This is a genomic window from Brevibacillus sp. FW306-2-1A-C05A (assembly GCF_058781555.1).
The window spans coordinates 41701-59666 of sequence record NZ_JBYSWV010000024.1 but is presented as its reverse complement, the minus strand read 5'-3'; the positions used below and the strand labels follow the sequence as shown (position 1 = coordinate 59666).

The window sequence follows — 17966 nt, the reverse complement described above, 5'->3', positions numbered from 1 at the left end:
CGAAAGAGCCACTCCCCCATGCATGACAAATGGGCAGTGGCTCTTTCTTTTCCTCGTTTGCTTATGTTACCAGGTTCGGAATGGAGGCGAGCCTGGCGCCTGATGCTGAATTTGCTCCATGATCGGATAGCCGTAAGCCAAAATAATCAGGAAGGCGACCAGTCCGACCCATACAGGCCAACGCTCCAAAATGCGCGGAACTTCCTGGGTAGTCTCGGTTTCGGCAATCGGATACTCGGTGTTTCCTTTTGGTGCGTAGAATGTCAGGTACAGCAGGATGAGAATCAGCAGAACCGCCGATACAAACAGCAGCCCTCCGCCAAACGCCATGACGCGTTGGTAATCCATCCAGCCGAGCGCAGTCGGATGGTCCATGTACGTCGTATAGTCCGTGCGGCGCGGCGCCCCTTGCAGCCCCATCGTATGCATGGCGAGCGACATCAGGAACATCCCTACTGCCCAGAAGACGGTTTGCACCATCCCCATGCGGTTTGCCGTCTTGGTCAGCTTACGCCCTGTCAAGGCCGGCACCAGCCAGAAGCTGACCCCGAAGAAGGTGAGCGCAACTGCGGCGCCGACTGTAATGTGGAAGTGCCCTGTTACCCAAATCGTATTGTGCACCACGGCGTTGAGCTGGTTACTTGCGTTGATGATTCCGCCCGCACCGCCCGGAATGAAGAACAGCATTCCCACAAACGGGGCGAAGAAGCGAACGTCTGTCCAAGGCAGTTTCTTGAACCAGCCGAACAGACCGCTGCCGCCTTTTTTGCGACCTGTCGTTTCAAAGACTGCAAACATCGAGAACGCCGTCATCAGCGACGGAATGACCACGATCAGCGTCAACGTGACGTGAATCATTTTCCATCCGGCGGAAATTCCCGGCTCCATCAACTGGTGGTGGAACCCGACCGGAATGGAGAACAGCAAGAGACAGATAAAAGCGAGGCGACTGAGCGAATCACTGAACACATGGCCGCCGATAATGCGCGGAACACATACGTACCAGGCCATGTAAGCGGGCATCAGCCAGAAATAAACGAGCGGGTGACCGAAAAACCAGAACAGCGTGCGGCTGAGCATGATGTTGATTGTCGGCACCAGTCCGAGCGACCACGGAATGAGCTGGAACAGCACCTCGACGGCTACCGGAAGGGTCGCGATAATCCACATGATGTAAGTCGTGACCGCCATGAAGACGAACAGCGGAGAGTTTTTCCCCGGATTTTCCCGTCTCCATTTGCGGTAGCTGGCAAAAACCCCGAAGCCCGCCAGCCAACTGCCCACTACGAGCAAGGCCGAGCCGATGTAAAAATACGGCGATGCTTTCAGCGGAGCGTAGAAGGTGTACAAGACCGAAGCTTCATTCATCAAAATCGTGACGACAGCCATCGAGGTGCCTGTCACCATGAGAATCCAGCCTGCCCAGCCGAATTTCAGCGCTGCTCCATGCAAGGAACCGCCTGTCGTGCGAGCTACCCCGGAGAAAATAAAGCCGACGATGAAAAACGTGGTAAAAATGAGTGCCATCAATACGCCGTGAGCTGTCAAGATTTGATAGTAGTTCGTCCAGCTTGGCAGTTCTATGATACCGCCGCGCACCATTCCCTGAAGCATACCTGCCAATGCAGCCAGCCCGAAGGCGATATACGCCACCCACACATACGACAGACTAAGTTTAGCCGCCGAACGCTGTATCGGAACGTGGGGAATCGAATCGTCTATTTTTCGTGCGATTACCATAGGGTTCACCTACCTCTATTTCACAATAATCGTGGTCGCCATCACCTGATGGCCGGCGCCACAGTATTCGTTGCAAAGAATCAAGTACTCGCCTGGCTTGTCAAACGTATAGCTGGCCGAGCTGATATGTCCCGGCAAAACCATGAAGTTGACGTTCGTTTCAGGAATCTGGAATCCGTGAATGACGTCCGGACTGGTGACGTGGAAGTTGATCGTCGAGCCTGCCGCGACCTCCATCTTCGTCGGCGAGAAGCCGAAGGCAAACGCCGTCATGTAAGCGTCGTACTCCTTGTCCCCTACCTGCTTCAGCCCCGGTTTGTCAAAAGGAGGGGTTTCCATCACCTGTTCGGGGTCGATCATTTCCATACTGCTTGGCGGGGCCATCCCCATCGCAAACGCATTGACGCACAGCAACAGGACAAACAGCGCCAGTCCGCCCGCACCAAGCATCAGCCATATTTTTTCATAACGGTGCAAATGCATAAGTATCCTCCTTCTCTTCCTCTATTACGCCCGGTCCAGGAAAAGCCCGAATACACCCAGCCAACCGACGAGAATGATGCCTCCCACAATTAACACAGCGGCAAACGTTCCCTTCAGTTCCTCTTGCTCTGGCTGTGTCTTTTTTTCTTTTGATTTTTTGCCTTGTTTCAATTTGTCGATTTGCGTCTCCATCGCACTGTTCTCCTTTCTGTGTGCCGCGCAGGCGCATCATATCTTTCACGCCTTCATTCTACCCCTGGGACCAGTTGGAAGTAATTCGGGGAAATCCCCTAAAATGATCAGGGAAACTCCTGATTCTGCCCGGTTTGTGTCACAGGTTCGACAAAAAAAGCCGATTTCTGCAAGAGCAGATCGGCTTTAACGGTTTTGGAGAGGCTTACCGGTATTTGATTTCGATCAATTTTCCAGTAGTGGCGTCGACGAAGCGGTAGCTGTCCTCCCGTTTTCGCTGATAGACCAGTTTCGGCTCAGGTGCGCGCTGATCTTCGTACTGTTCCCAGTAATACACCAGCTCCAGCTCGACTTCCTTTTGATACGTTTCTTTGGCTTCCTGGGCGCTGACCAGCTTCGTGGCAGCAGGCAAGGCGATGTCAGGGTGGATCGGGTGGAAACTCAGCCCTGTAACCGCGCCTGTCACCTGATCGATGCCAACCCGGTAAAATTCATCCGACACGGGGATTCCGTTGCGTTTCCCCTGAAAATTGAAGTAATACTCACGCGGCTCGTTCCTTTTTTCCAGCTTGCTTTTGTCCACCCAGTCCGGGATTGCTTCATCATGTCTGAACGTAAACAGCGTCAGCTCGGAAACAGCCGGATCGAGGTATGGCTGCAGCGCGGCAATCGCTTTTTTCCGCGCTTCGTCGACGCTGATTTTTTGCTTTTGCTCCTGTCTTTCCGGCAGGTACAGATGAAAGTCGATCAGGCGGTCGCTGGCAGCATCAGTCGTAAGCGTAATGGTTTCAAAAGCCTGATTGGCCTTTTCCGTGAAGTCCATCCAGTGGTACGACTCAATCGCCTGCAGTCCTTCCCGCAGATTGTCCTTGTGATCGTCGTATTCAAAAGTAGCGCCTGCAACGTCAATGCCAAACTGCGACTTCAGCCATTGCTCGGCCTCTTTTTGCGAAGCGATTTTGATGGTCTTCCCTTCTCCTTTTACCTGAACGCTCTCCTTGGCCTGCTGGTCTGGCTCGTCCAGCACCTCTCCGGTGAGGGCGTCGATTCTGTACACACCGTATGGCTGATAAACAAGCATCGGCTTCTTCTCCTCTGCCCTGCCAGGCGCGGAGTAGGAAGTCGGCTGCTCGGCTACGTATTCCAGCTCCATTTTCAACTTATCCTGATAAATTTGCTTTGCTTTTTCCAGGGAGATCGCTTTTTGCGGGTCGGGCCATTTTACCTCGTCAGGCCGGATTTGATTGTACGCGTCAAAGCGGATGACATGCCCGGCGTGGTCGACAGAAACCGAGAGCGCGTTGCCATCGAGCGCAATCTGATTGATTAGCGTCTGGTAGTAGACGGTAGAGTTTACCCATTCGATCATGGCGCCTTTGCCGTCGCCTATCCCTGCTTTTCCTCTGCTTAGCGCTTTTGACTGCTTGAATTGGCTGGCATCCTTGCCGAGCATGCTGGCGAGAAACGCATCGGCCTTTTCGCGCGCCAGCTTTTCGTCCGGGTAGTCAGCAGACGCCCAGGCCGGATTTTTCACATCCAGGTAAAGCAGTCGCCCCGTCTGGGCATCCAGCTCGATTCTGGCCGTTGCGTAGGCAAGGCGGCTTTTCTCTGCTCCTGTTTCCGGCCGATCCGTCAGCAGCACAGTCCAGACCTGATGTGGATAGTTCCGGAAGCTCGGCTTGCCTACGGACTTTCTTTCCAGGCGTAGCGCCTTTATTTCCGGAATGGCTTCCTTCAGCTTGTCCAGCGTGTTTTGCACTTCCTGGGAAAACTCCTTTTGTTGCGGCAGTTGCTCCTGCGCGCTGCCTGCTGCTTCTGCCTGCGGCGGCATTGTCCAGATCGGCGTGGCAGCCAGCAAGCAAGCCGCGACGGCCGTCATGACAGACTGGTTGATCCTCTTCATCTCGATCCTCCTGATAACCTGTTTTGGGTATTTTTTACACGTTCACCCAATAGACGGACAAACCAGCCGTCAGGTTACATAATCTTCCAATCTCTGCCGCAATAAAAAAACACGCCCTGGCACAGCGGCAAGGGCGTGTTGAAGCGTGAGCATTGGACCTTTATTCAAAATCAAGCCAGCCTTTTTTGATGGCATACCGCACCAGATCGGGACGCGTGCGCAAATGCAGCTTTTCCATGATGTGCGCCTTGTGCGACTCGACGGTCTTCACAGAAACGGTGAGCTGCTCCGCGATTTCCTTGTTGCTGAAGCCTTTGGCGATCAGCACGAGCACTTCTTTTTCACGATCAGTCAAAATCTCGTACTTGGCCTGCTCCTCGCCGTTTTTGACCATCTGCAAAAATTCCTCGATCAGCGATTTGGTCGCTGACGGATACAAATAGGCCATGCCGTTGTTCACCGAGCGGATCGCGGCGATCAGATCGAGATCGGGAGCGCTTTTCAAAATATATCCGGCAGCTCCGGCCTGCAGTACGCGGAACAAGTATTCTTCGTCGTCGTGCATGGTCAGGACGAGCACCTGAATGTCCGGCGCCGCTTCCTTCAGTCTTGCGGTCGCGGTCAGGCCGTTCTCCCCCGGCGGCATGCTCAAATCCATCAGCACCACGTCCGGGCGAATTTCCAGGGCTTTTTCGCAAGCTTCCTTGCCATCAGCCGCATAGCCGACGACCTCCATGTCCTCCTGGGCGTTGATTAGCATGCCCAACCCGGACCGTACAATCGCATGATCGTCAGCGATCAAGACGCGAATCGTCATCCAAAATCCCCTCCTCTGGCAACGGAATACGGACGATGACAGTCGTCCCCTCTTGGGGCGCCGAGCGAATATCGACCGTACCTCCGAGCAGTTGCGCCCGTTCCTTCATGCCGAACACGCCAAGCCCTTTGCCGAAATTCAACGTCTTCTCCACCTCAAAGCCGATACCGTCGTCCACTATCGTTACAACTACTTCTTTTTCGCGATTCTCGAACATGATCCCGAGCTGGCTCGCCTGCGCGTACTTCGCCGTATTGGTCATGGCCTCCTGAACGATCCGGTACAGCGCGGTTTCCATCGGGGCCGAGTACCGTCGCTTCTCTCCCTGCACGTGCAGCTCGACCTGGATGTGAAACGTCTTTTCCACACGCTTCATCAACGAGCGCAAGGCGGGCAACAGACCGAGGTCATCGAGAGCGGACGGGCGCAGCTCCAGCGCCATGCGTTTGACTTCCTCCATCGCCCTGGATGTCATGTTCACCAGCTCTGTTACATGCTGCATGACCGCTTCGCCCGGATTGCCTTGCCTGACCACATTCAGTCCAACCAAAATACTGTAAAGCGCCTGCCCGATACCGTCGTGCAGCTCGCGGGCAATACGCTTGCGTTCCTCTTCCTGAGCCTGAATGGCAAAGTGGGTCAGCTTGTGCTGGTAACGCTCTTTTTCCGCACGCTGCTGAGCCGACATGTCGCGCAAAATCATCACCAGCTTGCCGCCTGATTCTTCAGGCAAGCGGGCAGAGCTGGCCGCTACGGGATAATCACGCCCGTCTTTTGTACGGAGCTTCATTTCAAAGGACGGCATTTGTACGCGTTTGAAAAAACAGTCCGTACAGCTCGTCTCCTCCATACAGGTTGCCATCCCCAAGCAAAGCTCGCAAATATGCTTTTCCCGGATCAGCTCGTCTTCGGTCCAACCCGTCATCTGCTCCAGCGCGGCGTTGGCCCTGACGATCCGGCCCTCATGGTCAATCACCAGGATGGCGTCACTGACGTTGGCAAAGATGGACTGCATCAGGGATATGGCTTCATTGGATGTCCCCAGATCTTCTCTCCACGTACTCATGCGCTCCTCCTTTGAGACAATCATCTAAATGCTATTGTAGAGTTTACATGGGCGGTTGTGTATCAGGGAATTCCCTTAACCTGCGCGGGCTGGCGCGCTGAGGGCATTGACAATACTATACATTAGATTATTATCTAATTAGACTATTATTTAATATGAATAAAGGAGCCTTCGTATGCCACATTCTCCTGCTTTTGTCTCATGCAGCAAGCGGCTGCTTTTTTCGCCTGTCACTTCCGCAGATTTTGCCGAGTTGCTAGCCGTCTACAACTCCAATCCCGATTATATGGAGTGCGCCTTCGGGAAACGCGTCGTCACCGTCCGGGAGGTGGAGGCCGATCATCTGGAAAACCTCGCCCTCGAGGACTCCTACAGCATGGCGCTGCGCGAATCTGCCAACGGCAACATCATCGGGATTGCACAGTTTATTCTCTGCAATCCGCGGGACAAACAACCTTGGCTCGGGCTTATCATGCTGCACAGCGACTGTCAAGGCAAAGGCTACGCCAAAGAGTTTCTCGACTGCCTGATCCAATGGTACCGGGAACATGGCTATACGTCCCTGCACCTCGCCGTCCTCGCCAAAAACAGCAAGGTCGTTCCGTTTTATGAAAAGTACGGCTTCACGGCCTACGAGGAACGGGAGCATGCGACACTCGGCCGGGTCATTTGCATGGCGTACGCTTTTTGAACAAAACAAGGCACCAGCCCGCCGCTCCCCCATATATCTGAATAGAAGCATGCTGTTAGCTTGCAAAAAGTCGGGAGGAGCATCGGAAATGCCCGGTAAATCTGCCCTTTTGCTTTTGACAGGCGCGGCGACCCTGTTCATTGTCGGCACAGATGTGTTTGTCGTCTCGCCCCTGCTTCCTTCCATTGCAGCAGAATTTGCCGTGACTCCGGCCGTAGCAGGCTGGCTGGTGACGGCGATGTCGATCATGTACGCTTGCGGCTCTCCGCTGATGGGCATGTTATTCGACCACCATCCTCGCAGCCGCCGAATGATTTTGTGGAGCGGCCTGATGCTTTTTTGCCTCGCCAATCTGTGGACAGGACTTGCCACGAGCTACGCCTCGCTGCTGGCGAGCCGCGCGCTGTCCGGCTTGGCGCTGGCGGCAATCGCCCCGTGCGTCTACGCCTTCATAAGCGACCTGGCCCCGGCTTCCCGCCGCGCTGCCTGGCTGTCGATTGTCGTGTCCGGAAATTTGACTGGCTTGTGGGCAGGCACACCGCTTGGTACCTTGATCGCCGAACAGCACGGATGGCGTTTTACTTTTTGGCTGATTGCGGGCGCGAGCTTTCTGCTTTCCTGGGTGAATCTCGCCATTTGGCCGCAGTTTTCCGGCACTTCCCAGCAGCCCGGCCGGAAGCCAGGCGCTCCTGTGACGCTCATGTTTCGCTCGGTGCTGGTCACTGTTTACTGGTCAGCAGCGATGTACGGCGTGTACACCTATCTCGGCACGGCGCTGGCCCAGGACAACCGCTTTTCCCCGCTGCAGATCGCTTCCGCCTTGATCGCCTACGGCGTAGGGGCCATGCTCGGAAGCCTGAACGGAGGACGGCTCGCAGACAAATGGGGGGCCAAGTCCATCTCCACCGCCAGTCTCTTTGGCATCGTTGTCATGCTGACGGCAATTGGCCTGCTTTACCAGGCTGAGGGCTGGCTGCTCCCGTTTTTATTTGGCTGGGCGTTCATCGGCTATGCGTTCGTCCCGTCCTACCAATCGCGGTTGTCCCAGGAATACCCGGCACGGCTCGGACGAATCATGGCCTGGAACATCACGGGCATGTACATCGGCATGACTGTCGGCTCCTACCTGGGCGGCCCCGTTTTCGAGGCGTGGGGCTTTTTCCCGCTCGCCTGCGTCTGCGCCGCGATTGCCCTGATTGCCGGGCTGTGCAGTCTGCGCCCTGCCCCGAAACAAAAAGAAGCGGTCGGGTCAGTGCCGTTCCGCTCTTGAGTCTTTGCAAAAGCCGGGTGATTTTTCACAGAAAAACCGGGGCAGCAAGTGCCGTCCCGGTTCGTTTCTCTTCCCTCCTGGAAGAGACTTTTCGTATTATCAGGTCAGCCAGTACTTGCTGGTTGGCCTTTTTTATTCGGCGATTTCCACGACGATTTTCTCCGCTACACCGATTGGCGGCAGGCTGCGCGTCAGTTTTGGCCCGTAGAACGCGAACACATTCATGTCAGCCTTCAGGTCTTGCGGCTTGATTGCTTTGTTGTCTTTGGCATTGACGATGACCGTTTTGTCGTTGATAATCAGCGCTACTTTTTCCGGAGAGGTCGCTGTCAGGCCGCGGCCCTCTACCAGCATTTTGTAGGTGCCTTGCTGGTCAGGCTCGATGCTGACTACTTTACCTGTTGTCCCCATTACTTCCGCAGATTCCAGGCTGTTTTTGACGACGATGCTGAGCGCACCTGTTTGCGGCGGCATGCTCATCGCCATGTATTTTTGGTGTGTCGCCTCTACTTCCATGCCCAGCTTCAAGTCTTCCGGCTTCAGCTCTTTGCCCGCAGCATCCGTAATTTTGGTTTCCTCGCTGATGTGCAGGATGATTCCCGACAAATATCCGTCCAGCGCAATGGATACTTTTCCAGCTTCTGTTTTGTCGATCGTCGTGATCGTGCCAGTACGCACTGGCGCTTTTTCTGCCTCTTCGTCCACCACCGTCACCGCGCTGTCTGTCACATTGACTTCTGCTTGCAGAATTTCGTCCACGAAGGCAACGGGAACGTAGGTGCTGCCATTCAGGAGGCGCGGCTCCGCTCCGAGCGTCTTGTACATTTTCGCGAACGGGTAGCGATCCTCTCCGGCTTTTGCGTAGCTTGCGATCGCGCCTTTTTGCACTTCGGCTGCTTTCAGTTCGTTGTTCCAGCTTACTTTGTACCCGAGGGATTCAGCCACAGGGCGCAGCGGAACCAAAACGGTTTGTTGCCCTTTATCAAAAATCGCTGCTTGCTCAATCGCGCTTCCATTTACATTGACCGACAGTTCTTTTACTGGTTTGGAGGTAGCCGATACGATATTCGTTCCCAACACGGCCAGCGCCGCCAATGTCATCATGCCTGTACGAATTGTTTTCATGTTGTATTCCTCCAAATGATTGTTTTTCACTTGTTTCGTGTTTCTATTCATTGGACGGAGGGGTTTTATAAACGTTTCAACATTTTTTTGTGGTGGTAAAAAATCAATACCATTTTTAATTTATATGACAAAATACGACCTAAATCCCAAAATACGTATTATATATTATTCTTGCAAAATTTTACCACAATCGAGGTGGTTTAATATGTTTCAGATTTAAAATTTCATCAGATCACAAAAAGAAAAGGTGAGCTAAAATTGCTTATTTAGGTGTTGTTTTCACACTTGCCGTTTCCGGTGCTCTTGCATGCGCAGAAGGAGCATCTGCTAAAAATTGTGACAATGATCCAACTTCAAGCTCGGGTTGCTCCCATAGTTATGGAGGAACTTGGTCATATCAAAGCAATCAATCAGGTAGCTACAATTCCGATCATCGCCTTTCCCGATCTGGCGCAAGTACTAGTGATTGGTATACATGGAAATTTCCAATCCTTTCTTCAGGAAGAGCTACATTGGAGGTTTACTTAGGCAGTTAAACGGAATTGGTTCCAGCCGTCATTGATTCAAAGTCCCTTCAAGAAAAAATGCTTAATGCGATCGACAACTATCAAAATGTTAGCGGCTCCTATCGGGCAATTCTCACTCCGATTGGTGTCGACGAAACCGTAGAGTTTGAGGTTCAACAAGGAAAGAATCCACGCAGTCATGTAAAAGTACTGAATAATACGAAAGCAGAACTCATCAAAGAAACTGCATTTGATGGAGAGTTTTATTGGAACGTCCAGCATAACCGAAAAACGTATAAAAAGACCAAGGCCAGTAAAGAAAATGGAACAACTGCGTTTAACAAAAATGAACCTCGAATATACTTCTAACATACTGCATCCCCATTTGAACAAGCTGAGTTTGACCAAACAAAAGAATCCGAAAAGTAACAATAGAAAAGGGCGGCCAAGTTGCCGCCCCCAACACTTTATGGCTGGTTTATCATCTGCGCATTTTTCGGCATCGGTACGTCCGGCTTTCCGGACGGGTTGTTGTACAAGTAGCTCGGCACCTTGCCCACGATCAATGCCTCGCTGATCGGGATCTGCGTCGTGACGGTCTGCTGCTTGGTCGCAAACGGAATGACTACGCGCAAATCGACCTCGACGTAAATGTAGACGGTGACGAGCACCATGTTGATGCCAGCCTGCTTCATCTCCGTCTCCAGGCGGGTCTTCACGGCGCCGATCGGCACGAACGAGACGGGAATTTCCGGGCCGAAATGTTCCAGAAACACGTTTTTGGTAGCCAGGCCGAGCGGGATCGTCGTCTGGACGTTCTCCTGCTCCAACTCCTTCAGCCGATTTTGAATGCGGGCGGTCGTCTCCCCCACGATCCGCGAGTATTCGCGGAAGTTGAAATTGACCGCTTTGATGCTCCCTTCCTCGTCTTTTTCCATCATCACAATCTCGTTGAAATCCACGCCTTGCTGCGTCAGACGCTTCGTGACCGCATCCGTAATGGCGAGCTTTGCCACCTGATCGGCTTTGGCTTGGGCGATCAGCAGCAAGGTCGGCTCGATCCTTCTTTCCACAACGATGAACAGGATCACCAGGGATACGACAATAAACAAAAACGTTACGAAGATGCGTCTGCCGCGCCTTTTCCAGCCTCCTTTTCGAAAACGCACAATTTCTTCCTCTCCCTCGTTTCGCCGTACGAAACCAACTCAGTTCTCAATCAGGACGTACTGTGCGCATGGAAGAACGCTTTTGCTTGCCTGCTCGTGGTCGGCCGCTGGCGAGCACGCCGCCGATCCCTGCCACGAACGTCGGGACACCGGATGTGACGAGAATCAGCGCCCAGTCGCGAATGGACAAATCGGTCGTTTTGAAAATCGGCTGGAGAGCGTCGATGTACACGACTCCGAGCACCAGCACCAGGGACGAAATGACGGCCCAGACGAGGTATTTGTTTTCAAACACGTTGCGGTGAAACACGCTGTACTGGCTGCGGCAATCGAACACGTGAATCAACTGGGCCATGACCAACGTCACGAAGGCGACGGTCTGGGCGTGGACCAGATCGTTCGGATTCTCGCGCAGCGTCAGCCAGAAAGCGAGCAGCGTCATGGCTCCGATCAAGAAGCCGCGGCTGATGATCTTCCAGCCCAAGCCCCTGCCGAAAATGTTTTCCGCCTTGTTGCGCGGGCGCTGGTACATCGTGTCGGCCTCAGCCTGATCGACCCCGAGAGCCATGGCGGGCAAGCCGTCTGTCACCAGGTTGACCCACAAAATCTGAATGGGAACGAGCGGCAACGGCAAGCCGAGCAGCATCGCAAAAAACATGACGAGAATCTCGCCTACGTTGGACGCGAGCAAATAGCGGATAAATTTGCGGATGTTGTCGTATATGTTGCGCCCTTCCTCGACGGCGGCGACAATCGTGGCGAAGTTGTCGTCGCGCAAAACCAGATCGGCCGCTTCCTTCGTCACGTCTGTCCCGGTGATCCCCATGGCGATGCCGATGTCCGACGTTTTGATTGCCGGGGCGTCATTGACGCCGTCGCCTGTCATGGCGACTACGTGCCCTTTGCTTTGCAGGGCGCGCACAATCCGCAGCTTATGCTCGGGGGATACGCGGGCGTACACGGTTACCCGCTCGGCGTGGTCGGCGAGAGTCTCATCCGACATCCCGTCCAGCTCCCGGCCCTCCAGCACTTCGCCGTAGCCGCGCATCAGCCCGATCTGGCGGGCGATCGCTTCGGCCGTCACCTTGTGGTCGCCTGTAATCATGATGGTCTTGATGCCCGCCTGATGGCACAGGTTGATCGCGGAACGAACTTCCTCGCGCGGCGGGTCGATCATCCCGGCCAGTCCGACGAAGACGAGATGGTTTTCCATCGTGCCGATCGGCTGCCCAGGGCGATAGCCTTGCAGCGTTTTGTAGGCGAAGCCGAGAACCCGCAGCGCTTTGCCCGCCATCAGCTCTGTCTGCTCCAGCACCCGATGGCGCAATGAAGCGGTCAACGGCTGCAGTTCGCCGCCCCAGAGAATGTGCGTGGATCGCGCCAGCACCGCCTCTGCCGCGCCCTTGGTCAACAGGGAGTGAACGCCGTCTGCGCCTTTCTCGACGACGGACATCATTTTGCGGTCTGAATCAAAAGGCAGCTCTTCGACGCGCACCGACTGCTGTTTCGGGTTGCCCCGCTCTCCGGCATTGCCCGTTGCTTTTGCGGCCAACACCTTCAGCGCTCCCTCTGTCGGATCGCCGACGATCTGCCAATGCCGCGTGGTTTTGCCCATGCCAAGCAAGTTGCGCGTGCCTTGTTCCTCGCAGATCAGGCGCGCATTGTTGCAGCGGTCCGCGATGCGAATGATTTGCGTCAGCGCTCCGTCGCGGGCAGGCGACACCATTTTTCCTTGGTAGTGAAAAGCTCCCTCCGGCGCGTAGCCGCTTCCGGTGACTTCATAGGTGGAATCGCTGTGCCAGACATGGGTCACCGTCATTTTGTTCTGGGTGAGCGTGCCTGTCTTGTCGGAGCAGATGACCGATGCGCAGCCGAGCGTCTCTACCGACGGCAGCTTGCGCACGATCGCATTACGCCGGATCATCCGCTGTACGCCTAACGCCAGCGCGACGGTCACAATCGCTGGCAAGCCTTCCGGGATCGCCGCTACCGCGAGGCTGACTCCTGCCAAAAACATCGTGAACAGCTCATGTCCGTGCCAAACCCCGGCGACGATCACGACAATCGTCAACAGCAAAGCGACGACCACGAGAATTTTGCCCATTTGCTCCAGGCGCACTTGCAGCGGCGTCTCCGCTTCTTCCGCTGTATTCATCAGGTGGGCGATCTTCCCGATTTCCGTCTCCATCCCGGTCGCCACGACGATGCCGCTACCTGTTCCGCCCGTCACCATCGTGCCCATGAAGGCGAGGTTTTTCTGATCTCCCAGCGGAACCGTCGAGGCCTGGGCCGTGTCCAGTTTTTTGACGTTTTTTCCGACAGGGACAGACTCCCCCGTCAGCGCCGACTCTTCTACCTCCAGCCGATTGGCGGTCAAAAGCCGCATGTCTGCCGGAACCCGGTCCCCCGCTTCGAGCACCACCAGATCGCCCGGCACCAGGCGCGAAGCGGGAATCATGGAGATGTGCCCCTCGCGAATGACCCGGGCCATCGGGGATGCCAGCTCTTTTAGCGCTTGCAGGGATTGTTCAGCTTTGGCCTCCTGAATGAACCCGAGTATGCCGTTAATGATGATGATCGCAATAATCGTAATCGCATCCAGATACTCTCCCAGGAAGTAGGAAATCAGCGTGGCGATAAACAGGATGAGCACCATAAAATCCTTGAACTGGTCAAGAAAGACCGAGTAGAGAGGCTTGCGTTTGTTCTCAGCCAACTGGTTGGCACCTTGCTTAACCAGTCTCCGCTCCGCCTCCTGCTGGGTCAATCCCTGCGCCGCATCGCTATGAAGGGCTTCGGTCACGTCGGCCGCTGCCAGCGTGTACCATTTTCGAATTGGCTGTGTATCCACCTACATCTCCTCCATCCACTTCTCACTCATTGTCATGTGTATGCAGACGAGCCAGAAAATAAAACAGGGGCTGTCCAGAAAGTCAGTGTAAACTGACTGCTGGACGCCCCGTTTTTATTGAATGGTAACGCGAGCTTTTCCCTGTCGTTCCCCGAAGGCGGCTTCCTGTCTGTTACTCGTGAACCGACTCAAGCAGCTTGCCCAGTTCCTCCATCGCTTCCTCTACTTGTTCTCCGGAGATTTCCAGCGTGATTTGATCTCCCTTGGCTGCTCCCAGCGTCATCAAGCCCATGATGCTCTTGCCGTTGATTTTCTTGCTGCCTTTGACGACGTTCACTTCGCACGGAAAGGAGGTCGCTTTCTCCACAAACAATCTGGCCGGACGGGCGTGGATGCCGCTTGGATTTTGAATGGTGAATGTTTTGGTCAACATGATGCCCAACTCCTTTTTACTCTGCCATGTCTTTTTTCAGTACTTTTATCATCAGGGCCGTAACAATGACCCCCGCAACAATCGAAACGAGGTACAGCGGCCAGTTACCGACAACCGGCAGTACGAACAAACCGCCATGCGGAGCCGGCAATGTGCACCCGAACAGCATGGACAATCCGCCGGCAACGGCAGAACCGGCCATAATGGAAGGAATGATGCGGGTAGGGTCAGCCGCCGCAAACGGGATCGCCCCTTCCGTGATGAAGGAAGCGCCCAGGACGTAAGCGGTTTTTCCCGCGTGCCGCTCTTCGGCCGTAAATTTCTTTTTGAACAGGGTAGTGGCCAAGGCAATGCCGAGCGGTGGAGTCATGCCGGCAGCCATAATCGCTGCATGCGGGGCGTAATTCCCCTCGGCAATCATCGCAATCCCGAACGTAAAAGCCGCTTTGTTGACGGGGCCCCCCATGTCAAAGGCCATCATCGCGCCCAAAATGACACCAAGGATAACAGCATTTCCCGTACCCATGTTTTTCAGCAAGTTGCCAAGCGCCGTGTTGGCTGCCGCGACGGGATCGGAGACGATGTAGACCATGATAAAGCCGGTAATCAAAGTACCCAGCAGCGGGTACAATAGCATCGGCTTGATCCCTTCCAGCGATTGCGGCAGTCCAACAAACAGCTTTTTCAGCCCAAGCACAATATACCCGGCCAAAAAGCCGGCAATGATTCCTCCGAGAAAGCCGGAGCCCGATGTAGTTGCCAGCAATCCGCCCACCATACCGGGCGCAAAGCCTGGCCGATCGGCGATGCTGGAAGCGATAAACCCGGCCAGTACCGGAATCATCAGTTGAAATGCCGTTTTTCCGCCGATGTCCATCAATACTTTGGCCAGCGGATGGAAGGACGGATCGTTCGGGTCAGACGCGTTAATCCCGAACAAAAAGCTGATCGCGATGATAATCCCGCCGCCCACGACAAACGGAAGCATATTGGACACGCCATTCATCAAGTGACGATAAAAGGCTGGCTGCTTGGACTTTTTCGCGTCCTTGCCTTCCTGAATCTTTTCCTGATAATTGGTCGCGCTCCCGCGGTAGACGCTGCCCCTCTGATTGACGGCGCGCTGCAGCAGGTCTTCGGCATTGCGGATTCCTTCGGCTACCGGTACTTCGATGAGAACCTTTCCGACGAAACGCTCCATCTCCACCTGCCGGTCAGCGGCCACGATGACAGCAGCGGCTTCTTCAATATCGCTCGACGTTAGCTTGTTTTTTACTCCTCCGGAACCGTTCGTCTCCACCTTGAGCGAGATCCCTAGCTCCGCCGCCTTTTTCTTCAGTGCATCGGCAGCCATGTAGGTGTGGGCGATGCCGGTCGGGCAAGCCGTTACTGCGACCACTTTGGCGGACACGTGCTGCTGATCGGCTGCCACGTCTTCTGTAACGCTTTCATCTTCGCTCTCAAGTTCCTTTTCCTTGTTCGTGATAATCTCAAGCACCCGTTCCTTCGTCTCTGCTTTCATCAGCTCCTGGCGAAACGACTCGTCCATGAGCATCTGGGAGAGCAGTGCAAGCGTCGCCAGATGAGCCTGGTTGGCGTCTTCGGTTGCGGCGATCATAAAGAAGAGATGCGCTTTTTGTTGATCCAGGGAATCAAATTCCACGCCCGCTTTGGAAAAACCGTAGGCGATGGCAGGTGTCTTGACCGCGGCTGTCTTGGCATGCGGGATGGCTATTCCCTCGCCAATTCCCGTAGAGCCTTGAGCCTCGCGGGCGAGAATGGCCTGCTTCATGCCATCCTTGTCGTTCAGTCGTCCCGCTTTGTCGAGTTGCTCGATCAACTCATCCAGCACAGCTTCTTTTGTGGTCGCCGACAAATGAACGACAATCGTGTCTGAATTCAGCAAATCACCAATGCGAATCTTATTGTTCATGGGTAACCCCCCATCACGAAATGAAGGTAATCGTAACGTCCTGAATGAATGCTTCTATTTTTTCACGCGTGCAAAAACCTTCCGACAGGGCGGTCGTACTCCCGGCCGCTACGGCAAAACGAAACGCCGCTTCGGTATCCATCCCGCGTGTCAGACCGTAGAGAAATCCTGCTACCATCGAATCTCCGGCGCCGATCGAATTGACCGGTTTGCGCTGTGGAATCTGGGCAAGATAGGACTCATTCCGGTTGACAAAGACCGCTCCTTGTCCGGCCATCGAGACGATGACGTTTTGCGCGCCCATCTGGAGCGCTTTTCGTCCCCACTCGATCGCTTCGGCAGGAGTCGCAATCGTCACGCCGTACAATTCGCCCAGTTCATGGTGATTCGGTTTGATGAGGAACGGTTCTTCCGGCAAACCGTTTTTCAAGGCCTGCCCTTTGGCGTCAAGGAAAATGCGGACTCCCTTGCCGCGCAGCCGCTGCATAATCATCTGGTACATATCGGAGGGCAAGCTCTTGGGGACGCTTCCGGCGAGGACGAGGTAATCGCCGCTTTGCAAACGGTCGATCTGCTCAAAAAGGCGCTCAAGCGCTTCTTCAGGAACGGGGGGAGAGACCCCGCTAATATCCGTCTCGTTCTCAGCCTTTATTTTTACGTTGATCCGCGAATCGTGATTAATCTGGATAAACTGATGAGCAATGCCGGCTTGCTCGATCTGCTGCTGTATAAATACTCCCGTAAACCCTCCGACAAACCCCAGAGCCGTACTGTCTTCACCGAGGGCGCGGAGAACTTTGGAGACATTGATCCCTTTTCCGCCTGCAACCTTCCACTCTTTTTTCGCCTCGTGAATCGCTCCTTGCGACAGGGCAGACAGCCAGATGTGGTAGTCAATCGACGGATTCAGGGTTACTGTGTAAATCATGCTTTCACCACTTTAAGAGTTGTTATTCTGCTGTATACTTGTTGTTCCTCTTGGCTGATACCGCTATCCGTGATGAGCGTAATTCCGTGCAGGTCGCCCACTTTGGCAAACGTGACGCGCGAAAACTTGTCGGAGTCGCACAAGACAAAGCGTTCATCCGAAAACTGCAGCGCCAACTGCTTGACGTACGCTTCATCGGGATCCGGTGTAGTCAGACCGTGGCTTTGGTCGATCCCATTCATGCCGAGAAAACATTTATCAAAGCGATATTGGCTGAGCGACTTGATCGCGTCTCGCCCGACGAGCGACAATGTAGCCGCTTTCAATTCACCTCCCAGAAGAATCGTTCGGATGTGGCGGTTAATCAGATGGAGGGCTATATCCACCCCATTCGTCACGACCATGATGTTCTCGGGCAAGTACGGGAGCATCTGATAAGTCGTGGTGCCCGCATCGATAAAAATCGAATCGCGGTCTTGTACCAGGCTGGCAGCGTATTTGGCGATCGCCGTCTTTTCCCGCTCGCGTTTGACCGACTTTTCCAGAATCGTCGGCTCCTCGATTTTGCTCTGCAGCACAGATGCTCCACCGTGGACGCGCTTGAGCAAGCGCTGTTCTTCCAATTCGCTCAAATCCCGCCGAATCGTCGACTCGGACGCTCCTGTAGCCTCGACAAGTTCATGGATTCGCACGAAGTCTTTTTCTTTTACGAGCGCAATAATCAACTGATGACGTTCCGGAGTTAGCATCGTACCCTCCCTTCTGGCAGTGCCATCTGATTGATTTTGATTATACATGCACATTCAATCAAAAACAATCACAAATGCTCATAATCAATCAGTAATGCTGACGGAAAGTG

General features: G+C 54.3%; 16 protein-coding genes. 3 read left to right on the top strand and 13 right to left on the bottom strand.

Going from position 1 to position 17966, the window contains the following annotated elements:
• Window positions 1-66: 66 nt before the first annotated feature.
• From AC3WJN_RS15405 to AC3WJN_RS15380, 6 genes are all read right to left on the bottom strand, one after another.
• On the bottom strand, window positions 67-1740 hold the full coding sequence (locus AC3WJN_RS15405; protein ID WP_007782622.1) for a b(o/a)3-type cytochrome-c oxidase subunit 1: 1674 nt from the start codon (window positions 1738-1740) through the stop codon (window positions 67-69).
• 15 nt (window positions 1741-1755) lie between these two features.
• On the bottom strand, window positions 1756-2223 hold the full coding sequence (locus AC3WJN_RS15400; RefSeq protein WP_005833289.1) for a cytochrome c oxidase subunit II: 468 nt from the start codon (window positions 2221-2223) through the stop codon (window positions 1756-1758).
• A 24-nt stretch (window positions 2224-2247) separates the two neighbouring features.
• A complete protein-coding gene (locus AC3WJN_RS15395) occupies window positions 2248-2415 on the bottom strand; it encodes a cytochrome c oxidase subunit 2A (protein WP_005833287.1) in 168 nt (55 codons plus the stop codon).
• 205 nt (window positions 2416-2620) lie between these two features.
• Window positions 2621-4318 carry a YcdB/YcdC domain-containing protein gene (locus AC3WJN_RS15390; protein WP_026558299.1) on the bottom strand — a complete coding sequence of 566 codons (1698 nt, stop codon included), beginning with the start codon at window positions 4316-4318 and terminating at the stop codon, window positions 2621-2623.
• 160 nt (window positions 4319-4478) lie between these two features.
• Window positions 4479-5135 (bottom strand): response regulator, encoded by a 657-nt coding sequence (locus tag AC3WJN_RS15385; protein ID WP_005833283.1) that lies wholly within the window; start codon window positions 5133-5135, stop codon window positions 4479-4481.
• Window positions 5110-6201: a PAS domain-containing sensor histidine kinase gene (locus tag AC3WJN_RS15380; RefSeq protein ID WP_005833281.1), complete on the bottom strand. Its 1092-nt coding sequence runs from the start codon at window positions 6199-6201 to the stop codon at window positions 5110-5112. The genes AC3WJN_RS15385 and AC3WJN_RS15380 overlap by 26 nt, the downstream gene beginning before the upstream one ends.
• A gap of 175 nt (window positions 6202-6376) precedes the next feature.
• Between AC3WJN_RS15380 and AC3WJN_RS15375 the strand changes: the two genes are divergently transcribed.
• Window positions 6377-6892 (top strand): GNAT family N-acetyltransferase, encoded by a 516-nt coding sequence (locus AC3WJN_RS15375; RefSeq protein ID WP_005833279.1) that lies wholly within the window; start codon window positions 6377-6379, stop codon window positions 6890-6892.
• 88 nt (window positions 6893-6980) lie between these two features.
• Window positions 6981-8162 carry an MFS transporter gene (locus AC3WJN_RS15370; RefSeq protein WP_005833276.1) on the top strand — a complete coding sequence of 394 codons (1182 nt, stop codon included), beginning with the start codon at window positions 6981-6983 and terminating at the stop codon, window positions 8160-8162.
• A 132-nt stretch (window positions 8163-8294) separates the two neighbouring features.
• On the opposite strand, the gene AC3WJN_RS15365 is transcribed toward AC3WJN_RS15370, so the two are convergent.
• Window positions 8295-9287 carry a copper amine oxidase N-terminal domain-containing protein gene (locus AC3WJN_RS15365; protein WP_005833274.1) on the bottom strand — a complete coding sequence of 331 codons (993 nt, stop codon included), beginning with the start codon at window positions 9285-9287 and terminating at the stop codon, window positions 8295-8297.
• Between the two features lie 542 nt (window positions 9288-9829).
• Here AC3WJN_RS15365 and AC3WJN_RS15360 point away from each other — a divergent pair.
• On the top strand, window positions 9830-10162 hold the full coding sequence (locus AC3WJN_RS15360) for a hypothetical protein (RefSeq protein ID WP_327920133.1): 333 nt from the start codon (window positions 9830-9832) through the stop codon (window positions 10160-10162).
• A 98-nt stretch (window positions 10163-10260) separates the two neighbouring features.
• Here the strand turns inward: AC3WJN_RS15360 and yunB are convergent, their stop codons facing one another.
• From yunB to AC3WJN_RS15330, 6 genes are all read right to left on the bottom strand, one after another.
• A complete protein-coding gene (yunB, locus tag AC3WJN_RS15355; RefSeq protein WP_327920135.1) occupies window positions 10261-10962 on the bottom strand; it encodes a sporulation protein YunB in 702 nt (233 codons plus the stop codon).
• Window positions 10963-11008: 46 nt separating this feature from the next.
• Entirely contained in the window at window positions 11009-13813 is a 2805-nt protein-coding gene (locus AC3WJN_RS15350) for a calcium-translocating P-type ATPase, SERCA-type (RefSeq protein WP_007782603.1), read from the bottom strand.
• A 172-nt stretch (window positions 13814-13985) separates the two neighbouring features.
• Complete coding sequence (locus AC3WJN_RS15345; RefSeq protein ID WP_005835578.1) at window positions 13986-14246, bottom strand: HPr family phosphocarrier protein; 261 nt, start codon at window positions 14244-14246, stop codon at window positions 13986-13988.
• A gap of 16 nt (window positions 14247-14262) precedes the next feature.
• The gene (locus tag AC3WJN_RS15340) at window positions 14263-16179 is read right to left on the bottom strand and encodes a PTS fructose transporter subunit IIABC (protein WP_005835577.1); all 1917 of its coding nucleotides are present in this window, start codon (window positions 16177-16179) and stop codon (window positions 14263-14265) included.
• A gap of 13 nt (window positions 16180-16192) precedes the next feature.
• Complete coding sequence (gene pfkB / locus AC3WJN_RS15335) at window positions 16193-17107, bottom strand: 1-phosphofructokinase (RefSeq protein ID WP_005835575.1); 915 nt, start codon at window positions 17105-17107, stop codon at window positions 16193-16195.
• Window positions 17104-17856, bottom strand: coding sequence for a DeoR/GlpR family DNA-binding transcription regulator (locus AC3WJN_RS15330; protein ID WP_007782597.1), 753 nt, complete (start codon window positions 17854-17856; stop codon window positions 17104-17106). The genes pfkB and AC3WJN_RS15330 overlap by 4 nt, the downstream gene beginning before the upstream one ends.
• Window positions 17857-17966 lie beyond the last annotated feature (110 nt).

What these genes read in the sequence shown, in the direction of transcription:
- AC3WJN_RS15405 (WP_007782622.1), bottom strand. Translation starts at nt 1,740, where the DNA reads ATGGTAATCGCACGAAAAATAGACGATTCGATTCCCCACGTTCCGATA.
- AC3WJN_RS15400 (WP_005833289.1), bottom strand. Translation starts at nt 2,223, where the DNA reads ATGCATTTGCACCGTTATGAAAAAATATGGCTGATGCTTGGTGCGGGC.
- AC3WJN_RS15395 (WP_005833287.1), bottom strand. Translation starts at nt 2,415, where the DNA reads ATGGAGACGCAAATCGACAAATTGAAACAAGGCAAAAAATCAAAAGAA.
- AC3WJN_RS15390 (WP_026558299.1), bottom strand. Translation starts at nt 4,318, where the DNA reads ATGAAGAGGATCAACCAGTCTGTCATGACGGCCGTCGCGGCTTGCTTG.
- AC3WJN_RS15385 (WP_005833283.1), bottom strand. Translation starts at nt 5,135, where the DNA reads ATGACGATTCGCGTCTTGATCGCTGACGATCATGCGATTGTACGGTCC.
- AC3WJN_RS15380 (WP_005833281.1), bottom strand. Translation starts at nt 6,201, where the DNA reads ATGAGTACGTGGAGAGAAGATCTGGGGACATCCAATGAAGCCATATCC.
- AC3WJN_RS15375 (WP_005833279.1), top strand. Translation starts at nt 6,377, where the DNA reads ATGCCACATTCTCCTGCTTTTGTCTCATGCAGCAAGCGGCTGCTTTTT.
- AC3WJN_RS15370 (WP_005833276.1), top strand. Translation starts at nt 6,981, where the DNA reads ATGCCCGGTAAATCTGCCCTTTTGCTTTTGACAGGCGCGGCGACCCTG.
- AC3WJN_RS15365 (WP_005833274.1), bottom strand. Translation starts at nt 9,287, where the DNA reads ATGAAAACAATTCGTACAGGCATGATGACATTGGCGGCGCTGGCCGTG.
- AC3WJN_RS15345 (WP_005835578.1), bottom strand. Translation starts at nt 14,246, where the DNA reads ATGTTGACCAAAACATTCACCATTCAAAATCCAAGCGGCATCCACGCC.
- AC3WJN_RS15340 (WP_005835577.1), bottom strand. Translation starts at nt 16,179, where the DNA reads ATGAACAATAAGATTCGCATTGGTGATTTGCTGAATTCAGACACGATT.
- pfkB (WP_005835575.1), bottom strand. Translation starts at nt 17,107, where the DNA reads ATGATTTACACAGTAACCCTGAATCCGTCGATTGACTACCACATCTGG.
- AC3WJN_RS15330 (WP_007782597.1), bottom strand. Translation starts at nt 17,856, where the DNA reads ATGCTAACTCCGGAACGTCATCAGTTGATTATTGCGCTCGTAAAAGAA.